Raw genomic sequence first — 15071 nt, 5'->3', positions numbered from 1 at the left:
TGGGTGCCGCCGCCGTCGTTGACACTCCGACACCGTGGTGAGACATTAAATGCATAAGTCTCTCACGCTCTCTTCGACGAAAACGGGGTCAACGATGACCATCCTGTCGCGCTCGCGTTCGCAGCGGTCCGAACCGGCGCCCTTCGACATCCGCGACTACGTCAACGGTTCCGCGGCCTTCTACGGCGCGACCGCCAATGTGATCATGCAGCTCAGCCTGGCCCCCGTCGGCTACGGCGTCGCCGAATCGACGGTGCACAGCGGCAGCATCATGAAGCACCCGGTGAAGCGCACCCGAACCACGCTCACCTACCTGTCGGTGGCGCTGATGGGCACCGACGCGGACCGCGAGGCCTTCCGCACCGCCATCAACGGCGCGCACCGCCACGTCCACTCCACCGCCGACAGCCCCGTGAAATACAACGCCTTCGACAAGAACTTGCAGCTGTGGGTGGCCGCGTGCCTGTACTGGGGCTCGGTCGACGTGATGCGTCGCCTCTACGGCCCCGTCGACGACGCCGTCGCCGACACCTTCTACGACTACGCCCACTACCTCGGCACCACCCTCCAGGTGCCCCGCGAGATGTGGCCCGCCGATCGCGCCGCGTTCGATGCCTACTGGTCCGAGCATCTGAAGCTCACCAGCATCGACACCACGATCAAGGCCTACTTCGACGACCTGCTCGACCTGAAGATGGTGAGCCCGCCCCTGCGCCTGCCCTTCGCCCGCTTCCACCGCTGGTTCACCACCGGCCTACTCCCCCAACACCTCCGAGACGAACTCGGCCTGTCGTGGAGCCCCGCCGACGAGCGCAAACTCAACCGCCTGATGCGCACCACCGGCACGGTGACGGGCCGCCTGCCACGTCCCCTGCGCAACTTCCCCTTCAACGTCGCCCTCGTCGACATGCGCCGCCGCAACCGGCGCGGCAAGCCGCTGATCTGATCGGCATTGCCGCGCGCCTCCCACGCCGACCTGCGGCGTTCGGGTTTCATTCCCCACGATCGCAACGCGTCGCGCGGAATCGGAGGACGTTCGTGAGCATTCGGACAGTGACATGGTGTGCGGCGGCGGTCGCCGTCGGCCTCATGGCGGCCGCGCCCGCCGCCCACGCCGACGAGGACCCGGCGACGGTGCCGCCGCGAACCGCCATGTCGCTGCGGATGCCGGGCGGATTCGCCTGGGGCACCGCCAACGAGCACGAATCGCGGGCGGCGCTGTCGATGTCGAAGCTCTACATCGCCGATTACGCGCTGCGCCACGGCGACGGTTCGCCGCAGGACCGCGCGCTGTCGGAACGGATGATCCGTGACTCCGACGACGGCGCCGCCACCCAACTCGCCGGCAAATATCCGCAAGCGATCGAAGCGACCGCGGGCGAATACGGATTGCGCGGGACGCACGGCACCGCCGACTGGGGCCGGTCGAGCACCAGCACCGCCGACATCACCGACTTCCTGGCCGCCAAGCAGCGCACAGACCCGGGTTCGCCGATCTTCGAGTGGATGGCGGGCGCGAGCAACACCGCCGCCGACGGCACTCCCCAGAACTGGGGCACCGCCCAGCTGCCCGGCGTACACGGCAGCAAGTGGGGATGGTCGGATGTGGGCGCCCCCGAGGTGGCCTCCGCATCCTTCGGGCCCAGCTTCTCGGTCGCCGCGCACACCTACGGCACCCCGGCCGACCAGTCCGCCGATGTGCTCGACGCCCTGCCCGCGCTGATCCTTCGCCTGGCCGGGGCGTACTGACAGCAGTTCATGGTGCGACAGCACCGCCGGCATCAGAACGGGGCTTGCTGCCACCAGTCGTCGCGGGTCTCCTCGAAGGTGTGGCCCGGCCACGACACCTCCACCACCGAGTTCGCGCTGAAGACGTTGCCGCGCTCCCTCGCCGCGAGAGTGAACGGTGCGGCGGGGTCGCGTGGCCGGTAGGCGGCGAGGCTGGTGTGGTGCAGTTCGCGCGTGAGGTCCTCGGTGGTGTGCCGCAGCAGGTAGGCATCGGCGTCGGCGGCGGAGGGGTACTCGGTGTACCACGCGATGAGACCGTCGGCGTCCGTGCAGGTGATCTGCTGGAGCGGCGCCGGGTCGCCCGGCAGCACGACCAGCGACGGAGTCGCCGAACAGTTCGCCTCCCGCCAGCCGCGCCCGGCGGGTCCCGACGGGATCAAGTCGGTGAATCCCGAGGCCACCGACGCGTGCGCACCCCAGGTGGGCGGCGGCGGAACTCGATTCGGGCGCAAGAACTTCCAATAGATCGCACCGACGCCGATCACCCCGACCCCGGCGACCATCGCCAGCACGAGCAGACTCACCGCGAGTACGCGCCACCGCGAGGAAACCGCCCGCTGTGGCCGCGCACGGCCGACCTGCGCCCCGCCGCGATCTACGGCCTGCCGCGGCACGGAGGCAGACGGTGAACTCACCAGAGTCGGGTTCAGCGAATTCGCCGCAGGATCCGCAGACCACACTTCCCGATCGGAAGGGCGAGGCGCTTGCGACCCAGAAGCGGAACCGCTTGCCGCGCTGCCGACTTCCCGAACACGCGGTGGCCCGAAACTGCCGACACCCGGCGACACGAGATCGGTGCGGACCAGCGCCGCCGTCGCCGCCTGCGCGAATTCCACACAGCTGTCGAATCTTTCGGCAGGTTCCTTCGCCATGACCCGCGCGATGACCGCGTCGATTCCGGGTGGCAAGTCGTCGATCATCGCGGACGCGCGCGGCACCGGCTTGGTGAGGTGGGCGGCGACCACCGCCCCGGGATTGTCCGCGGGAAAGGGGCTTTGGCCGGTGAGCAGCGTGAACAGAGTGCAGCCGAGCGAGTACTGGTCGCAGCGGTGGTCGACCGGGGCGCCCGAGAGTTGTTCGGGCGACGCGTAGGCGAGGGTGGCGAGAAAGGCTCCGGTGCGGGTGAGCTGGCGGGCGTCGCCGCGCAGCCGCGCGATACCGAAATCGGTGAGCAGGACACGGTCGCCGGAGCGGCTGGAGGCCAGCAAGATGTTGGCGGGCTTCACATCTCGGTGCAGCACACCGCGGTCATGGGCGTAGTCCAGTGCCTCGGCGGTCTGCGCGATGATCCCGATCGCCCGCGCCGGATCAAGCGGCTCGCCGCGGAACACCGAGGCGTCGCGGCCGTCGACGTACTGCATGGAGATCCACATCAGGCCGTCTTCGACGCCACGGTCGAGCACCGAGACGATGCCGGGATGATCGAGATGGGCGGACACGTCCGCCTCCCGCTCGAACCGCCCACGGACCTCGTCGTCGGAATACAGTTCGCGATCGAGCAGTTTCAGTGCCACCTGCCGAGGCAGGCGCGGATGCGCCGCGAGGTACACGGTGCCCATTCCGCCCCGGCCCAGCAGCCGGTCGATCCGGTACCCCGCGAAGACCGTGCCCGCACTGAACTCCACCCCGCGCATTCCGCTGTGCCTCTCGATCTTGTGCAGGACAGCTACCGCCCCTGTGCTCCACACGATATCGGCCGCCGGGGACAGCCCGAACCGCTGGGCGCGATCTACCCAGCGGTTCGTGCGGAGACGGTGTTCAGGACAGGCGTGCGGCCGCTTCGGCGATGCGTTCGTCGGTGGCGGTGAGGGCGATACGCACGTGCTCGGGCGAACGGGGACCGTAGAAATCGCCGGGAGCGGCGAGGATTCCGCGTTCGGCGAGCCAGTCCAGGGTGACGCGGCAGGGCTCGCCGCGGGTAACCCACAGGTACAGACCGGCTTCGGAGAAGTCGATGCGGAAACCCGCCTGCGTCAAAGCTTTTCGCAGGATCTCGCGACGGGCGCGGTAACGCTCACGTTGCTCGGCCTCGTGCACGTCGTCGCTGAGCGCGGCGGTCATCGCGGCCTGGATCGGGAACGGCATGATCATGCCGGAGTGCTTGCGCACCTCGAGCAGTTCGGCCACCAGTTCCGGGTCGCCGGCGAGGAAACCGGCACGGTAGCTGGCCAGATTCGAGGTCTTCGACAGGGAATGGATGGCCAGCAGACCGGTGTGGTCACCATCGCAGACGCGCGGGTCGAGAATCGAAACGGCCTCGCCCTCCCAGGTCAGGCCCAGGTAGCACTCGTCGGACGCGACGATCGCGCCGCGCTCGCGCGCGAACGCCACCACCTTGCGCAAGTGCTCGACGGGCAGCACCTTGCCTGTGGGGTTCGAGGGCGAGTTCACGAAGATCAGCGCCGGATTCTGCGGGCCGACCTGAGTGAGACCGTCTGCGCGCCAAGGCTTCGCGCCCGCCAGCAGCGCGCCGACCTCATAGGTCGGATAGGCGATCTCGGGGATCACCACCAGATCGTCGGCGCCGATACCGAGCAGTCGCGGCAGCCCGGCGATGAGCTCTTTCGTGCCGAGCACCGGCAGCACCGCCGCCGGGTCGACGCCGGTGACGCCGAACCGGCGCGCCAACGCGGCGACAGCGGCGGAGCGCAGCTCAGGGGTGCCGTGCGTGGTCGGATAGCCGGGAACGGCCGCCACCGAGCCCAGGGCCGCGCGGATCAGCGGATCGACCGGGTCCACCGGTGTACCCACGGACAGATCGACGAGGCCACCGGGGTGGGTGGCCGCCTTCTGCTTGACCGCCGCGATGGTGTCCCAGGGAAAATCGGGCAGCAGGCCGCTCACCCGGCCCTTCCGGCTCTGGGTGGGCACCCCTGCGCTCACTCTTCGGCCATCGGGGGCAGCGCCTTGATGAAGGCGGGGTCGAAATCGACCACACCGACCTTGGTCGCGCCACCGGGGGATCCCAGCTCGTTGAAGAAGTCGACGTTGGCGTTGATGTAACCGCTCCACTGATCCGGAGTGTCGTCCTCGTAGAAGATCGCCTCCACGGGGCAGACCGGCTCACACGCACCACAGTCCACGCACTCGTCGGGTTGGATGTAGAGCATGCGACCACCCTCGTAGATGCAATCCACGGGGCATTCCTCGATGCACGCCTTGTCCTTCACGTCAACGCACGGTTCAGCGATGATGTACGGCACTGCCGTTCTCCTAGTCTGTCCTCACCTGCGGGGTTACTCCGCCCACGAAACACTATCCCGACCGCCCACATTACTCCCAGGTCAGCCTGCCCTAACTCACACTGACAATCATCCGATAGCCAATGGCAACGGTGCCGGTTTGGCCTCGACCACTCCGTAGGTGGTGGTGCGTTCGCGGACCGGACGGTCGATGCCCGCCGCGATCTCGGTGAGCTCGGCGACGGTTTTCGCCGAACCGTGCTGGGAACCGGCCATCCGGGAAATGGTCTCCTCCATCAGCGTGCCACCCAGATCGTTGGCGCCACCGGTGAGCATGGCCTGGGTACCGAGGGTACCCAGTTTCACCCAGCTGGTCTGGATGTTGTGGATGCGGCCGTGCAGCATGATCCGGGCCAGCGCGTGGACCGCGCGGTTGTCGCGGTTGGTGGGGCCCGGCCGGGCCGCGCCTGCGAGGTAGAGCGGTGCGCTCTGGTGGACGAACGGGAGCGGGACGAACTCGGTGAAGCCGCCCGTCTCGTCCTGGATGCCGCGCAGCACCCGCAAGTGGCCCACCCAGTGCTTCGGGTTGTCCACATGTCCGTACATCATCGTCGAACTCGACGGGATGCCCAGCTTGTGCGCGGTGGTGATGACCTCGATCCAGGCCGAGGTGGGGAGTTTGCCCTTGGTGAGCACCCAGCGGACCTCGTCGTCGAGGATTTCGGCGGCCGTTCCGGGGATCGAGCCCAATCCGGCTTCCTTCAGCGCCGACAGCCAGTCGTGGATGCTCTGGCCCCCGCGCGAGGCGCCGTTGACGATCTCCATCGGGCTGAACGCGTGGACGTGCATCGACGGCACCCGCGCCTTGATGGCGCGGACCAGGTCGGCGTAGCCGGTGACCGGGAGTTCGGGGTCGATACCGCCCTGCATGCAGATCTCGGTGGCGCCGTCGACATGGGCCTCCCACGCGCGGTCGGCGACCTCGTCGGTGCTGAGGGTGAAGGCGTCCGCGTCGCCCTTGCGCTGGGCGAAGGCGCAGAAGCGGCAGCCGGTGTAGCAGATATTGGTGAAGTTGATATTGCGGTTCACCACGTAGGTGACCTCGTTGCCGGAGACCTCGCGTCGCAACGAGTCGGCCAGTGCGGCAACAGCTTCCATGTTCGCGCCGTCGGCGGTGGCCAAGGCCAGGTACTGATCGTCGGTGAGACCCGCCGGGTCCTTCTCGGCGGCGCGCAGGGCGTCGAGCACCTCGGAATCGAGCCGCTCGGGCGCGACGACAGCCAGGTCGCGGGCGTGTTCGCGAATCGTCTCCCAGTCGCCGAACGCGCCGACGACTTCCTGACCGAGCCCGGAATCGCTGCGGCTGTCGGTATTGCGTCCCTCGGTGTCGATGGCGGTGTTCAGGTCGACGCGGCCGACCGAATCCCACGACTCGTCGGGTTCCTGCCACGGCAGGCCGACCGGCACGGCCTCGGGCCTGGCCAGGCCCGTCGCGGGGTCGGTGAGCGCGTCGACGTGCGCGCCGATCCGGGGATCGATCCACGGATGGCCCGCGCGAACGTATTTCGGGTGCGCGGAGGTGCGCTCGACGAGGGTGAACCCGGCCGCCTCGGTGATCTCGCGCAGGGTGTCCAGATTCGGCCACGGGCGTTCGGGGTTGACGTGGTCGACCGTCACCGGCGACACCCCACCCCAGTCGTCGATGCCGGCGTCGATCAGCGCCCGGCAATCACTGTGCGACACCAGGTTCGGCGGGGCTTGCACCGGGACATCGGGGCCCAGCAGCAATCTCGTCACCGCGACGGTCGCCAGGAACTCCGCCACGCCCGCATCGGGAACATCGCGCATGGCGGTGTCGTCCTTGGCGCGGAAGTTCTGCACGATCACTTCCTGGATGTGCCCGAACTCCCGGTGCTGCTTGCGAATCGCCATGATCGACTCGGCGCGCTCGGTGAGATTCTCGCCGATGCCCACCAGGATGCCAGTGGTGTAGGGCACCGAGAGCCTGCCCGCGTCGGTGATCGAGCGCAGCCGGACCGCCGGATCCTTGTCGGGGCTGCCGTAGTGGCATTCGCCCTTGTCGGTGAACAGCCTGGTGGCGGTGGTTTCGAGCATCATGCCCATGGACTGGGCGACAGGCTTGAGGCGGGAGATCTCGTTCCAGCTCATCACGCCGGGGTTCAGGTGCGGCAGCAGACCGGTCTCCTCCAGCACGAGGATGGAGACGGCGCGCAGATAGTCGAGGGTGGAGTCGTAGCCGCGCTCGTCGAGCCACTGCGCGGCCTCCGGCCAGCGGTCCTCCGGCCGGTCGCCCAGGGTGAACAGCGCTTCCTTGCACCCCAGGGCAGCACCCTGACGGGCGATCTCGAGCACCTCGTCGGGTTCGAGGAACATGCCCTTGCCCTCGGCGCGCAGCTTGCCGGGCACGGTGACGAACGTGCAGTAATGGCACTTGTCCCGGCACAGCTTGGTGAGCGGGATGAACACATTGCGCGAATAGCTGATCGTGCGTGGGCGGCCCGCCGATTCCAGGCCCGCGTCGCGGACTCTGGCGGCGCTGGCGCACAGATCGGCGAGGTCGTCGCCGGTGGCATGCAGCAGGACGGTGGCCTCGTCGACGTTCAACGTGACGCCGTCGCGGGCTCGGCGCAGGGCCCGTCGCATCGCGGCGGGACTCGGCGGCGACATCGGAACGCTCGGCTTCGGAAGATCGGTCACCCCGTCGATCATGCGCTACTTCTTCCCCGGACGTGTGGTCGGTGAGGTCACGGGCCCACGGCGGGCGCGGCGTGGTCGTCCTTGTCCGACGACAACCTCCACCGTGACCACGCGTATTCCCGACGGGGTGAAACCGTCGCACGCGCATGGAACCATGGGCAGCATGTCACTGCCGCGTTCCACCATCCTGGCCGAACCGGCCTGGCGTCCGAGTGCCAAGGCCAAGCTGCTGTGGGCATTGGAGAACACGATCGGCGTGGTGGTGTTGTTCATCGCGCTCGGGGTGTGGGCGGTGCTCGACGGGGACCGTCGCGGCTGGCAGGTGCTCGCCGGGCTGGCCCTCGTGGTGCTCGCGGTGCTCGCCGTCGTGGTGATCCCGGTGTGGCGCTACGCGGTGCATCGGTGGGAGGTGACCGATGAGGCCGTGTACACGCGGGTGGGGTGGCTGGATCAGGAGTCACGGGTCGCGCCGATCTCGCGGGTGCAGACCGTGGACACCGAGCGTGGTCCGCTGGAACGGATCCTGGGGCTGGCGACGGTCACCGTGACCACCGCGTCGTCGGCCGGAGCGGTGAAGATCAGTGCGCTCGACCTGCCGGTGGCCGAGGAGACGGTGCTGCGGCTGACCGCGATCGCCGCGCAGCACCGCGGGGACGCGACGTGATCCAGCCCGTCGAATGGCAGCGCCTCGACCCGCGCATGCTGCTGGTGTATCCGGTCAACGAGATCATGAAATACATTCCGGTGCTGCTCGGTTCGATCATCGTCGGCACGACCAGCGGCAATCCGCTGTGGAGTCTCATCCCGGTGGTGCTGGTCGCGGCGTTCGGTATCGCGCGCTGGTTCACCACGTCGTATCGGATCGACGCCGATCACGTGCAGCTGCGCAGTGGAATCGTGGCGCGCCGGACCTTGTCGGTGCCGAGGCCCCGCATCCGGTCGGTGGATGTGGAAGCCGATCTGCTGCACCGGGTGCTGGGGCTGGCGGTGCTGGCGATCGGCACCGGGAAGCAGACCGACAAGGGCGAGGAGTTCAAGCTCGACGCGCTCGATACGAGTCAGATCCCGGCGCTGCGGGCCGAATTGCTCTCCCACACCGGCCGACACGCGCCCGATCACGTCGACGCGGCCGGAGCGCCCCATGTTTCGCGCTTTGACGCGCTTGCCGAGTCCGGGGTGGAGATCGGGCACTGGAGGGCGGCGTGGGTGCGCTACGCGCCGCTGTCGCTGACCGGACTGGCTGTCGTCGCACCGATCGCGGGGCTCGGCGCGCAATACGGGGTGATCGACGTGCTGTCGGAAAGCGCTGTCGTGCAGCACCTCGACGACGACACCACGGCGATCGTCACGATCACCATCGCGGGGTTGACCGTGCTGACGTTGGCGCTGGTGAGCCTCGCCGCGTGCGGCCAGTATCTCGCCACCTGGTTCGGCCTGCGCGTGCTCGACAACGGCACCACCCTGCACCTGCGCCACGGACTGTTCACCACCCGCCAGATCACCCTCGACCTCGCCCGCTTCCGTGGCGCCACCCTCAACGAACCGCTCCTGCTGCGCGCCGCCCGCGCCGCCCAGCTGGAGATGATCATGACCGGCGAGAACCCTCGCCAGAAGATCCTTCCCCAGGCGCCCCGCGTCGCCGTCGAGCGCACCCTCGACGAACTACTCCGCAGCCGTCGCGCCCCGCAGGCGAAAGTATCGGCCGATTCGGCCGCGCCACAACCGATCACCGGTTCCGCCCTGGGCACCGTCGACCTGCGCAGACACGGACCCGCCGCCCGCCGTCGTCGCTACACCCGCGCCGCGTGGCCTGTCGGGATCGTTGTCGTCGCCATGCTCGCCGTCGTGCTCACGGGTGGCCATCTGGCACCGTGGGCCTGGACCTTCCCGGTGGTCTTCGCCGTCGTCATGGCCCTGCTCGCCGAGGACCGCTATCGCGGCCTCGGCCACCGCGTGCTCCCCGGCACCACCGGCCCGACCTGGCTGATCACCCGCTGCGGCAGCCTCGATCGCAATCGGGACTGCCTCGAAGCTCCCGGCATCATCGGGTGGACTGTGCGGCAGACCTTCTGGCAGCGCCGCGCCGGACTCGCCACCGTCGTCGCGGCCACCGCCGCGGGCAAGAAGGCCTATCTGGTGGTCGACATCCCGATCGCTGCGGCCGCGGCGCTGATCGAAGAAGTGACCCCGGGCGGACTCGGCACACGCTGAAAGGTCCGGGGAAGACCCGCCGAGCCCGATAGCGACGCGGGCGACAGCGACGCGGCGTAGCGTTCGATTCGATCGCCGTGCCGCTGACGCTAGGGGTGATTCGTGCATTTCACCGAGGTTATCGAGAACGCGGGCAAAGTGCTGGACGCCGCGGGCGTCGCGGCTATCGTCATCGGCGCGCTCGTCGGCACGGTCCGCTTCCTGCGACAGCTGGCCGGGCACGAGGAGTTCGAGCTCGCCTACGGCACCTATCGGCGCGGGCTGGGCCGAGCGATCCTGCTCGGCCTGGAATTCCTGGTGGCGGCCGACATCATCCGCACGGTGGCCATCGCGCCGACGTTCACCAGTGTGGGCGTGCTGGCCTTGATCGTGCTGGTGCGGACGTTCCTGAGCTACTCGCTCGAACTCGAGCTGACCGGCCGGTGGCCGTGGCAGAAGACGAAAGCTACCGGCTGACGTTCGACCGGTAGTACAGGTACCCCGCGGGCGCGAGCACACCGCAGGCGAACAGCAACAGGGTGCGGCCGTCGCTGCCGAGCATGATGTCACCGCCGGGGCCACGCGAGGCGCAGACCAGGAACCCGAACACCCACACCACGATCGGGGCGAAAGTGAAGCCGATTCGGTCGGTCACCGATTCCATGCCGTAGACCAGCGCGATGTTGATGGGTGCGGCGAACAGCGCCACCACCGGAAACGCCAGCGAGCCGATGTACAGCGGCAGGAACAGCACTTCGACGGCCAGGGTGATCAGCGCGTCGACCAGCAGCAGCACGACGATGAGCCCCGAGATCAGCGGATCCGCCACGCCGGAGATGCGTGCGGACCGCAGCACGGCGGTGGGCTGATCGCGATCGGTCACCATGCGCGTGAGTCTATTCGGCCGAAGCGGTCTGCTGTGCCGCCCGCGCCCGGGAGAACCGCCAGCCGATCAGCAGCGCGGGCCCGATCACCAGCAGGCTCGCCACCGTCCAGGTCCCGACCGGGCGGTCGATCGCCATCAGGACCAGCACCGTGCACAGGAAGGCCAGCGTGGCCCAGCCGGTGTACGGCGCGCCCATCATCCGGAACGCGGGCCGCTCGAGCTGCCCCCGCTTCCACAGGTGCCACATCCGCAGCTGACAGAGCACGATGGTGGCCCACGACGCCAGGATGCCCAGCGAGGCCACATTCAAGACGATCTCGAAGGCCTGATCCGGAACGAACCCGTTGAGCACCACCCCGAGCAGCGCGATGCCGAAGGTGAGCAGGATCCCGCCGTAGGGCACGCCGTGACTGCTCATCACCGAGGTGAACCGAGGGGCGCTACCGCGCATCGACATCGAACGCAGAATGCGCCCGGTCGAATACAGACCCGCGTTGAGACTGGAGAACGCCGCGGTGAGCACGACGATATTCATCAGCGAGCCGATGCCGGGCACGCCGAGCGCGGCGAAGAACGTGACGAACGGGCTCTCCCCCGCGTGATAGGACGTGTACGGCAGCAGGAGTCCGAGCAACAGCAGCGATCCGACGTAGAACACCGCGATCCGCAGGATCACCGAGTTGATCGCCCGCGGCATCAGCTTCTCGGGATCCTTGGTCTCCCCCGCCGCCGTACCGACCAATTCGACGGCGGCATAGGCGAAGATCACGCCCGAGGTGACCAGCACCAGCGGCAGGATGCCGGTCGGGAACATGCCACCGTGCTCGGAGATCATCGACGGGCCGGTCTGTTCGCCACGAATGGTGAAGCGCCCCAGCAGGAACACCGTGCCGATCACCAGGAAGGCACACAGCGCGGTCACCTTCACCAGCGCGGCCCAGAACTCCAGCTCACCGAATGCCTTGACGCTCACCAGGTTCACGATCAGCACGATCACCAAGGCGATCAGCGCCAGCACCCATTGCGGTACCGAGGTCATCGGCTGCCAGTAGTGGAAGTACAGCGCGATGGCCGTGGAGTCGGCGATGCCGGTCATCGACCAGTTCAGGAAGTACATCCAGCCCGCGACGAAAGCGGCTTTCTCCCCGAGGAATTCGCGTGCGTAGGAGACGAACGAACCGGAGGTGGGGCGGTGCAGCACCAGCTCGCCCAGCGCGCGCAGGATGAAGAACACGAACACGCCGCAGACCGCGTAGACGACCCACAGCATGGGCCCCGCACTGGCCAGCCTGCCACCGGAACTCAGGAACAGGCCGGTGCCGATCGCGCCGCCGATCGCGATCATCATCAGCTGACGTCTGCCGAGGGACTTGTGATATCCGGCGTCCTCGGCGTCGAGATCCGGTCGATCACCCACAGCGGTCATGACACCCCACCCATCGTGTGAGAACACCCGAGAACGCGGACACCGGAACGGTACCGGCCCGCGCGCCGAGGCACGATGGCAACCCTGTGGCTAGCTACTCAATCGAGACCGGCGAACAGGTCGTGCTCGAACCCATCGGCGCCGAGCTGGCCGCGAGTACCGCGCACCAGCCTGAAATGCTCCTCCGGCAGCACCGGCAGCGCGATGTTGTTCGACAGAGCGAATTCTCGGCCACTCGGTGCGACGGTGACCTGGGTGGCGTGCGCGCGCATGGCGGCACGCTTGGCCGAGACCGCGTCCGAGACATCGACCACGGTGGTCACCCCGCTCGTCGACATGGCGGCCAGTTCCGCCTCGACGGGCAGACGCCAGCCCGGGGGCAGTGCGCCGGGCAGTTCGTCGACGGTGCGGCGAGCCAGCGCGGCGGTGTGCTGGCGCAGCAGGTCGCCGTCGGTGACGGTCCAGTAGAACTTCGGGACGTCCCAGCCCTGTTCGGCAGCGGCCGCGACCGCCGCGGTGGTGATCTCGTGCGCGCGAATGTGGTCGGGATGGCCGTAGCCGCCGCGCGGGTCGTAGGTGACGACGACCCGAGGTCGCAGTTCGAGAATCACCGCGACGAGCGCGTCGACGGCGGCGTCACCGGAATTCACGAAGGCCCGCGGGTTCGCCGCCGACGGCGTGCCCGCCATGCCGGAATCGCGCCACCGGCCGGGGCCGCCGAGGAACCACGGCTCGCCCGCGTCGAGGGCCGACAGCGCGGCGGTGAGTTCGCCGATGCGGTAGCCGCCGAGCTGGTCGGCTTCGGCGGCGATCAGGCGCGACCACCGTTCGCCGATGACCTCACCCTCCTCACCGAGCGTGCAGGTGACCACCGTCACCGGGACACCACGGCGGCGATAGTGCGCGATAGTGCCACCCGTGGTGAGGGTTTCGTCATCGGGGTGGGCGTGGACCAGGAGCAGGCCACCGGTCTCGGTCATGGGATCCTCCGCCACTGTGCCGTATCACCGAAGATGCCGACCTGGATGGCGCCCGACAGCGACACACCGTCGACGCGCGGACCGGCCGCCGCGACGACGTTGTCCTGCACGATCGGCAACACGGTCGCCAGTTCCCACAATCGTGGCTCGGATTCGGCCAGGATCCGCGGCACCTCGAACCCCCGCAGCGCTTCGTCGATCGAGGGTTGCAGAGTCGGATCGCACACACCGCCGATATTGCTGGGCGCCTTGCGGTACGCCTCGGCCGCGGCCAAGGCGGGACCTTCGGCGCCGGCCGGTTCGACGGGCGGACAGCCGTAGCGGGAGGCGAGCGCGGTGGCGGGGTCGCCGCCCGCGAGCTCCCAGCCGACGATGGCGTCGATCGAGGATTCGGTGAGGTCCTTGCCGTACAGCTCATCGGCGGCCAGGCCGCGAACGGTGGCATCGATACCGGCACTGCGCAATTGGTCGGCGGCGGTATTGGCGACGGCCAGCGCCGACGCGTCCTCGGTGACGGCGCCGATCCGCACCGACAACCCCTTACCGTTGCGCGCCACCGAGCGCGGGCGCGGCGCGGGCGAGGTGGGCGAACCGGTCTGCTGCGCCTCCGGTGCGCGACCGAAGCCCGCCTCGGCCAGCAGGGCGAACGCTTCATCGGCGGTCATCCGCGGCGGCGCGGTGGGCACATAACCGGGACTCGACGGCGAAAGCACTTGTGCGCGTGCGGGTTCTACCCAACCACCGGTCTGCGCACCGACGGTCGCCAGCAGGGCGGGGTCGAGCAGCGCGAGCACCGCCTTGCGGACCCGGACATCGGCGAGATCGCCGGAACGGCCGTTGAGCGCGAGTTGCAGTTCGCGGGCCTGCGGCATGATCGTGGTCCGCACCGAGGGGATCGCGGCCAGTTGCGCCTGGGTCGCCACACCGCCGTGCACGAGCGCCATCTGCGCGTCGCCGGTGCGCAGCGATTCGGCCAGTTGCGAGGGTGTGCCGCCGCGACGGAACTGGATCTGATCCGGGGAGGCCGGGGTGCCCCAGAAGCGGTCGTTGCGTTCGAGCAGGATCTCGTCGCGGCCGCGATCGACCGATTTGATGGTGAAATTGCCGCCAGAGACCGGGATCTTGTCGACCAGCCCGCTGGTGAACCCACCCGGCGAGTCCTTCACCAGGTGCGAGGGCAGCAGATTCGAGAACAGTTCACGCCAGGCCGGGTAGGGCTGGGTCATGGTGACCGTCACCGTCTTGCCGCCACCCGAGGACGCCACATCGGAGATGAGCCGGTAGCCGGCCGGGTCCACCACACCGGGCTGGCTGATCATCTGCTGCCAGAGGAACCGGAAGTCCTCGGCGGCGATCGGGGCGCCATCGGACCAATTGGCCTGATTACGCAGGGTGTAGGTGATGGTGAACGGCTCCTGGGCCGTCACATCGGCCGACACGATCAGCGAGGTATCGGGCACCCAGTCGACCAGACCGGGATGCACGGGACTCGGCGCGGCGCGGAACGGGCTGGGCAGCACCATCGAACTCACCGCGCTGGTCACCGGCGACTGATCCGAGCGCAGGTGCGGGTTGAACCCGATCCCGATGTCGTCGATCGCGACGACGACGGTGTTCTTGCCCGGCTTGGCCTGGGTGGTCTTGGGAGAGTCGGAGGACTCGATCGGCGGTGGCGGATTCGCCGTGCAACCGGCCACGACCGCCGTCGAGGCAATCATCGCCAGCACCATCGCGCGCCACCTTGCGCGCCGCCCCAGACTCACTCTGCGCACTCTACCCAACCCCGCTATCCACTGCCGGTCGCCCATTACAGGCCCACAAAACGGCGTGGGGCCGGGGGGGGTTACGGGGCCCACCCCCCCGCGATAAGCACAAAATAAATCTTTTAAAAAAAAAAAAAA

The 15071-nt window shown here is 68.5% G+C and carries 13 protein-coding genes; 5 read left to right on the top strand and 8 right to left on the bottom strand.

Annotated elements, in window-relative coordinates; translation table 11 throughout:
• Window positions 1–94: 94 nt before the first annotated feature.
• Together ACFQ9R_RS23715 and ACFQ9R_RS23710 are read left to right on the top strand one after the other, a co-directional pair.
• Complete coding sequence (locus tag ACFQ9R_RS23715; RefSeq protein ID WP_378993344.1) at window positions 95–946, top strand: oxygenase MpaB family protein; 852 nt, start codon at window positions 95–97, stop codon at window positions 944–946.
• A 92-nt stretch (window positions 947–1038) separates the two neighbouring features.
• Complete coding sequence (locus ACFQ9R_RS23710; protein WP_378993342.1) at window positions 1039–1749, top strand: hypothetical protein; 711 nt, start codon at window positions 1039–1041, stop codon at window positions 1747–1749.
• 32 nt (window positions 1750–1781) lie between these two features.
• Here ACFQ9R_RS23710 and ACFQ9R_RS23705 read toward each other — a convergent pair whose 3' ends face one another.
• From ACFQ9R_RS23705 to ACFQ9R_RS23690, 4 genes are all read right to left on the bottom strand, one after another.
• Window positions 1782–3422 (bottom strand): protein kinase, encoded by a 1641-nt coding sequence (locus ACFQ9R_RS23705; RefSeq protein ID WP_378993341.1) that lies wholly within the window; start codon window positions 3420–3422, stop codon window positions 1782–1784.
• A gap of 124 nt (window positions 3423–3546) precedes the next feature.
• Window positions 3547–4632: a succinyldiaminopimelate transaminase gene (gene dapC / locus ACFQ9R_RS23700; RefSeq protein WP_378993563.1), complete on the bottom strand. Its 1086-nt coding sequence runs from the start codon at window positions 4630–4632 to the stop codon at window positions 3547–3549.
• 35 nt (window positions 4633–4667) lie between these two features.
• On the bottom strand, window positions 4668–4991 hold the full coding sequence (gene fdxA, locus ACFQ9R_RS23695) for a ferredoxin (protein ID WP_056813450.1): 324 nt from the start codon (window positions 4989–4991) through the stop codon (window positions 4668–4670).
• A 108-nt stretch (window positions 4992–5099) separates the two neighbouring features.
• Window positions 5100–7700, bottom strand: coding sequence for a bifunctional FO biosynthesis protein CofGH (locus ACFQ9R_RS23690; protein ID WP_378993339.1), 2601 nt, complete (start codon window positions 7698–7700; stop codon window positions 5100–5102).
• A gap of 151 nt (window positions 7701–7851) precedes the next feature.
• Between ACFQ9R_RS23690 and ACFQ9R_RS23685 the strand changes: the two genes are divergently transcribed.
• From ACFQ9R_RS23685 to ACFQ9R_RS23675, 3 genes are all read left to right on the top strand, one after another.
• Window positions 7852–8352 (top strand): PH domain-containing protein, encoded by a 501-nt coding sequence (locus ACFQ9R_RS23685; protein ID WP_378993337.1) that lies wholly within the window; start codon window positions 7852–7854, stop codon window positions 8350–8352.
• A gap of 35 nt (window positions 8353–8387) precedes the next feature.
• Window positions 8388–9899: a PH domain-containing protein gene (locus ACFQ9R_RS23680; RefSeq protein WP_378993562.1), complete on the top strand. Its 1512-nt coding sequence runs from the start codon at window positions 8388–8390 to the stop codon at window positions 9897–9899.
• Between the two features lie 102 nt (window positions 9900–10001).
• Window positions 10002–10355: a DUF1622 domain-containing protein gene (locus ACFQ9R_RS23675; RefSeq protein WP_378993335.1), complete on the top strand. Its 354-nt coding sequence runs from the start codon at window positions 10002–10004 to the stop codon at window positions 10353–10355.
• Here ACFQ9R_RS23675 and ACFQ9R_RS23670 read toward each other — a convergent pair.
• The 4 genes from ACFQ9R_RS23670 to ACFQ9R_RS23655 all read right to left on the bottom strand — a co-directional run bounded on the left by ACFQ9R_RS23670 (window position 10345) and on the right by ACFQ9R_RS23655 (window position 14900).
• The gene (locus tag ACFQ9R_RS23670; RefSeq protein WP_378993334.1) at window positions 10345–10764 is read right to left on the bottom strand and encodes a hypothetical protein; all 420 of its coding nucleotides are present in this window, start codon (window positions 10762–10764) and stop codon (window positions 10345–10347) included. The two genes, ACFQ9R_RS23675 and ACFQ9R_RS23670, sit on opposite strands and share 11 nt — an antisense overlap.
• Window positions 10765–10774: 10 nt before the next feature.
• On the bottom strand, window positions 10775–12190 hold the full coding sequence (locus tag ACFQ9R_RS23665; RefSeq protein ID WP_378993333.1) for an amino acid permease: 1416 nt from the start codon (window positions 12188–12190) through the stop codon (window positions 10775–10777).
• A gap of 98 nt (window positions 12191–12288) precedes the next feature.
• On the bottom strand, window positions 12289–13170 hold the full coding sequence (gene mshB / locus ACFQ9R_RS23660) for an N-acetyl-1-D-myo-inositol-2-amino-2-deoxy-alpha-D-glucopyranoside deacetylase (protein ID WP_378993332.1): 882 nt from the start codon (window positions 13168–13170) through the stop codon (window positions 12289–12291).
• Window positions 13167–14900 carry an ABC transporter family substrate-binding protein gene (locus ACFQ9R_RS23655; RefSeq protein WP_378638427.1) on the bottom strand — a complete coding sequence of 578 codons (1734 nt, stop codon included), beginning with the start codon at window positions 14898–14900 and terminating at the stop codon, window positions 13167–13169. Before ACFQ9R_RS23655 ends, mshB begins: the two co-directional genes overlap by 4 nt.
• Between the last annotated feature and the right edge of the window lie 171 nt (window positions 14901–15071).

The organism is Nocardia sp. NPDC056541 (genome assembly GCF_042794235.1).
Lineage (GTDB): Bacteria > Actinomycetota > Actinomycetes > Mycobacteriales > Mycobacteriaceae > Nocardia.
Note: the sequence above shows the minus strand (reverse complement) of the source record. Positions and strands in the feature narration are given on the sequence as shown.

Excerpts from the sequence above, each read along its gene's own strand:
- ACFQ9R_RS23655 (WP_378638427.1), bottom strand. The coding sequence starts at position 14,900 with ATGGTGCTGGCGATGATTGCCTCGACGGCGGTCGTGGCCGGTTGCACG.
- mshB (WP_378993332.1), bottom strand. The coding sequence starts at position 13,170 with ATGACCGAGACCGGTGGCCTGCTCCTGGTCCACGCCCACCCCGATGAC.
- ACFQ9R_RS23715 (WP_378993344.1), top strand. The coding sequence starts at position 95 with ATGACCATCCTGTCGCGCTCGCGTTCGCAGCGGTCCGAACCGGCGCCC.
- ACFQ9R_RS23680 (WP_378993562.1), top strand. The coding sequence starts at position 8,388 with ATGCTGCTGGTGTATCCGGTCAACGAGATCATGAAATACATTCCGGTG.
- ACFQ9R_RS23705 (WP_378993341.1), bottom strand. The coding sequence starts at position 3,422 with ATGCGCGGGGTGGAGTTCAGTGCGGGCACGGTCTTCGCGGGGTACCGG.
- ACFQ9R_RS23665 (WP_378993333.1), bottom strand. The coding sequence starts at position 12,190 with ATGACCGCTGTGGGTGATCGACCGGATCTCGACGCCGAGGACGCCGGA.
- ACFQ9R_RS23685 (WP_378993337.1), top strand. The coding sequence starts at position 7,852 with ATGTCACTGCCGCGTTCCACCATCCTGGCCGAACCGGCCTGGCGTCCG.
- ACFQ9R_RS23690 (WP_378993339.1), bottom strand. The coding sequence starts at position 7,700 with ATGATCGACGGGGTGACCGATCTTCCGAAGCCGAGCGTTCCGATGTCG.
- ACFQ9R_RS23670 (WP_378993334.1), bottom strand. The coding sequence starts at position 10,764 with ATGGTGACCGATCGCGATCAGCCCACCGCCGTGCTGCGGTCCGCACGC.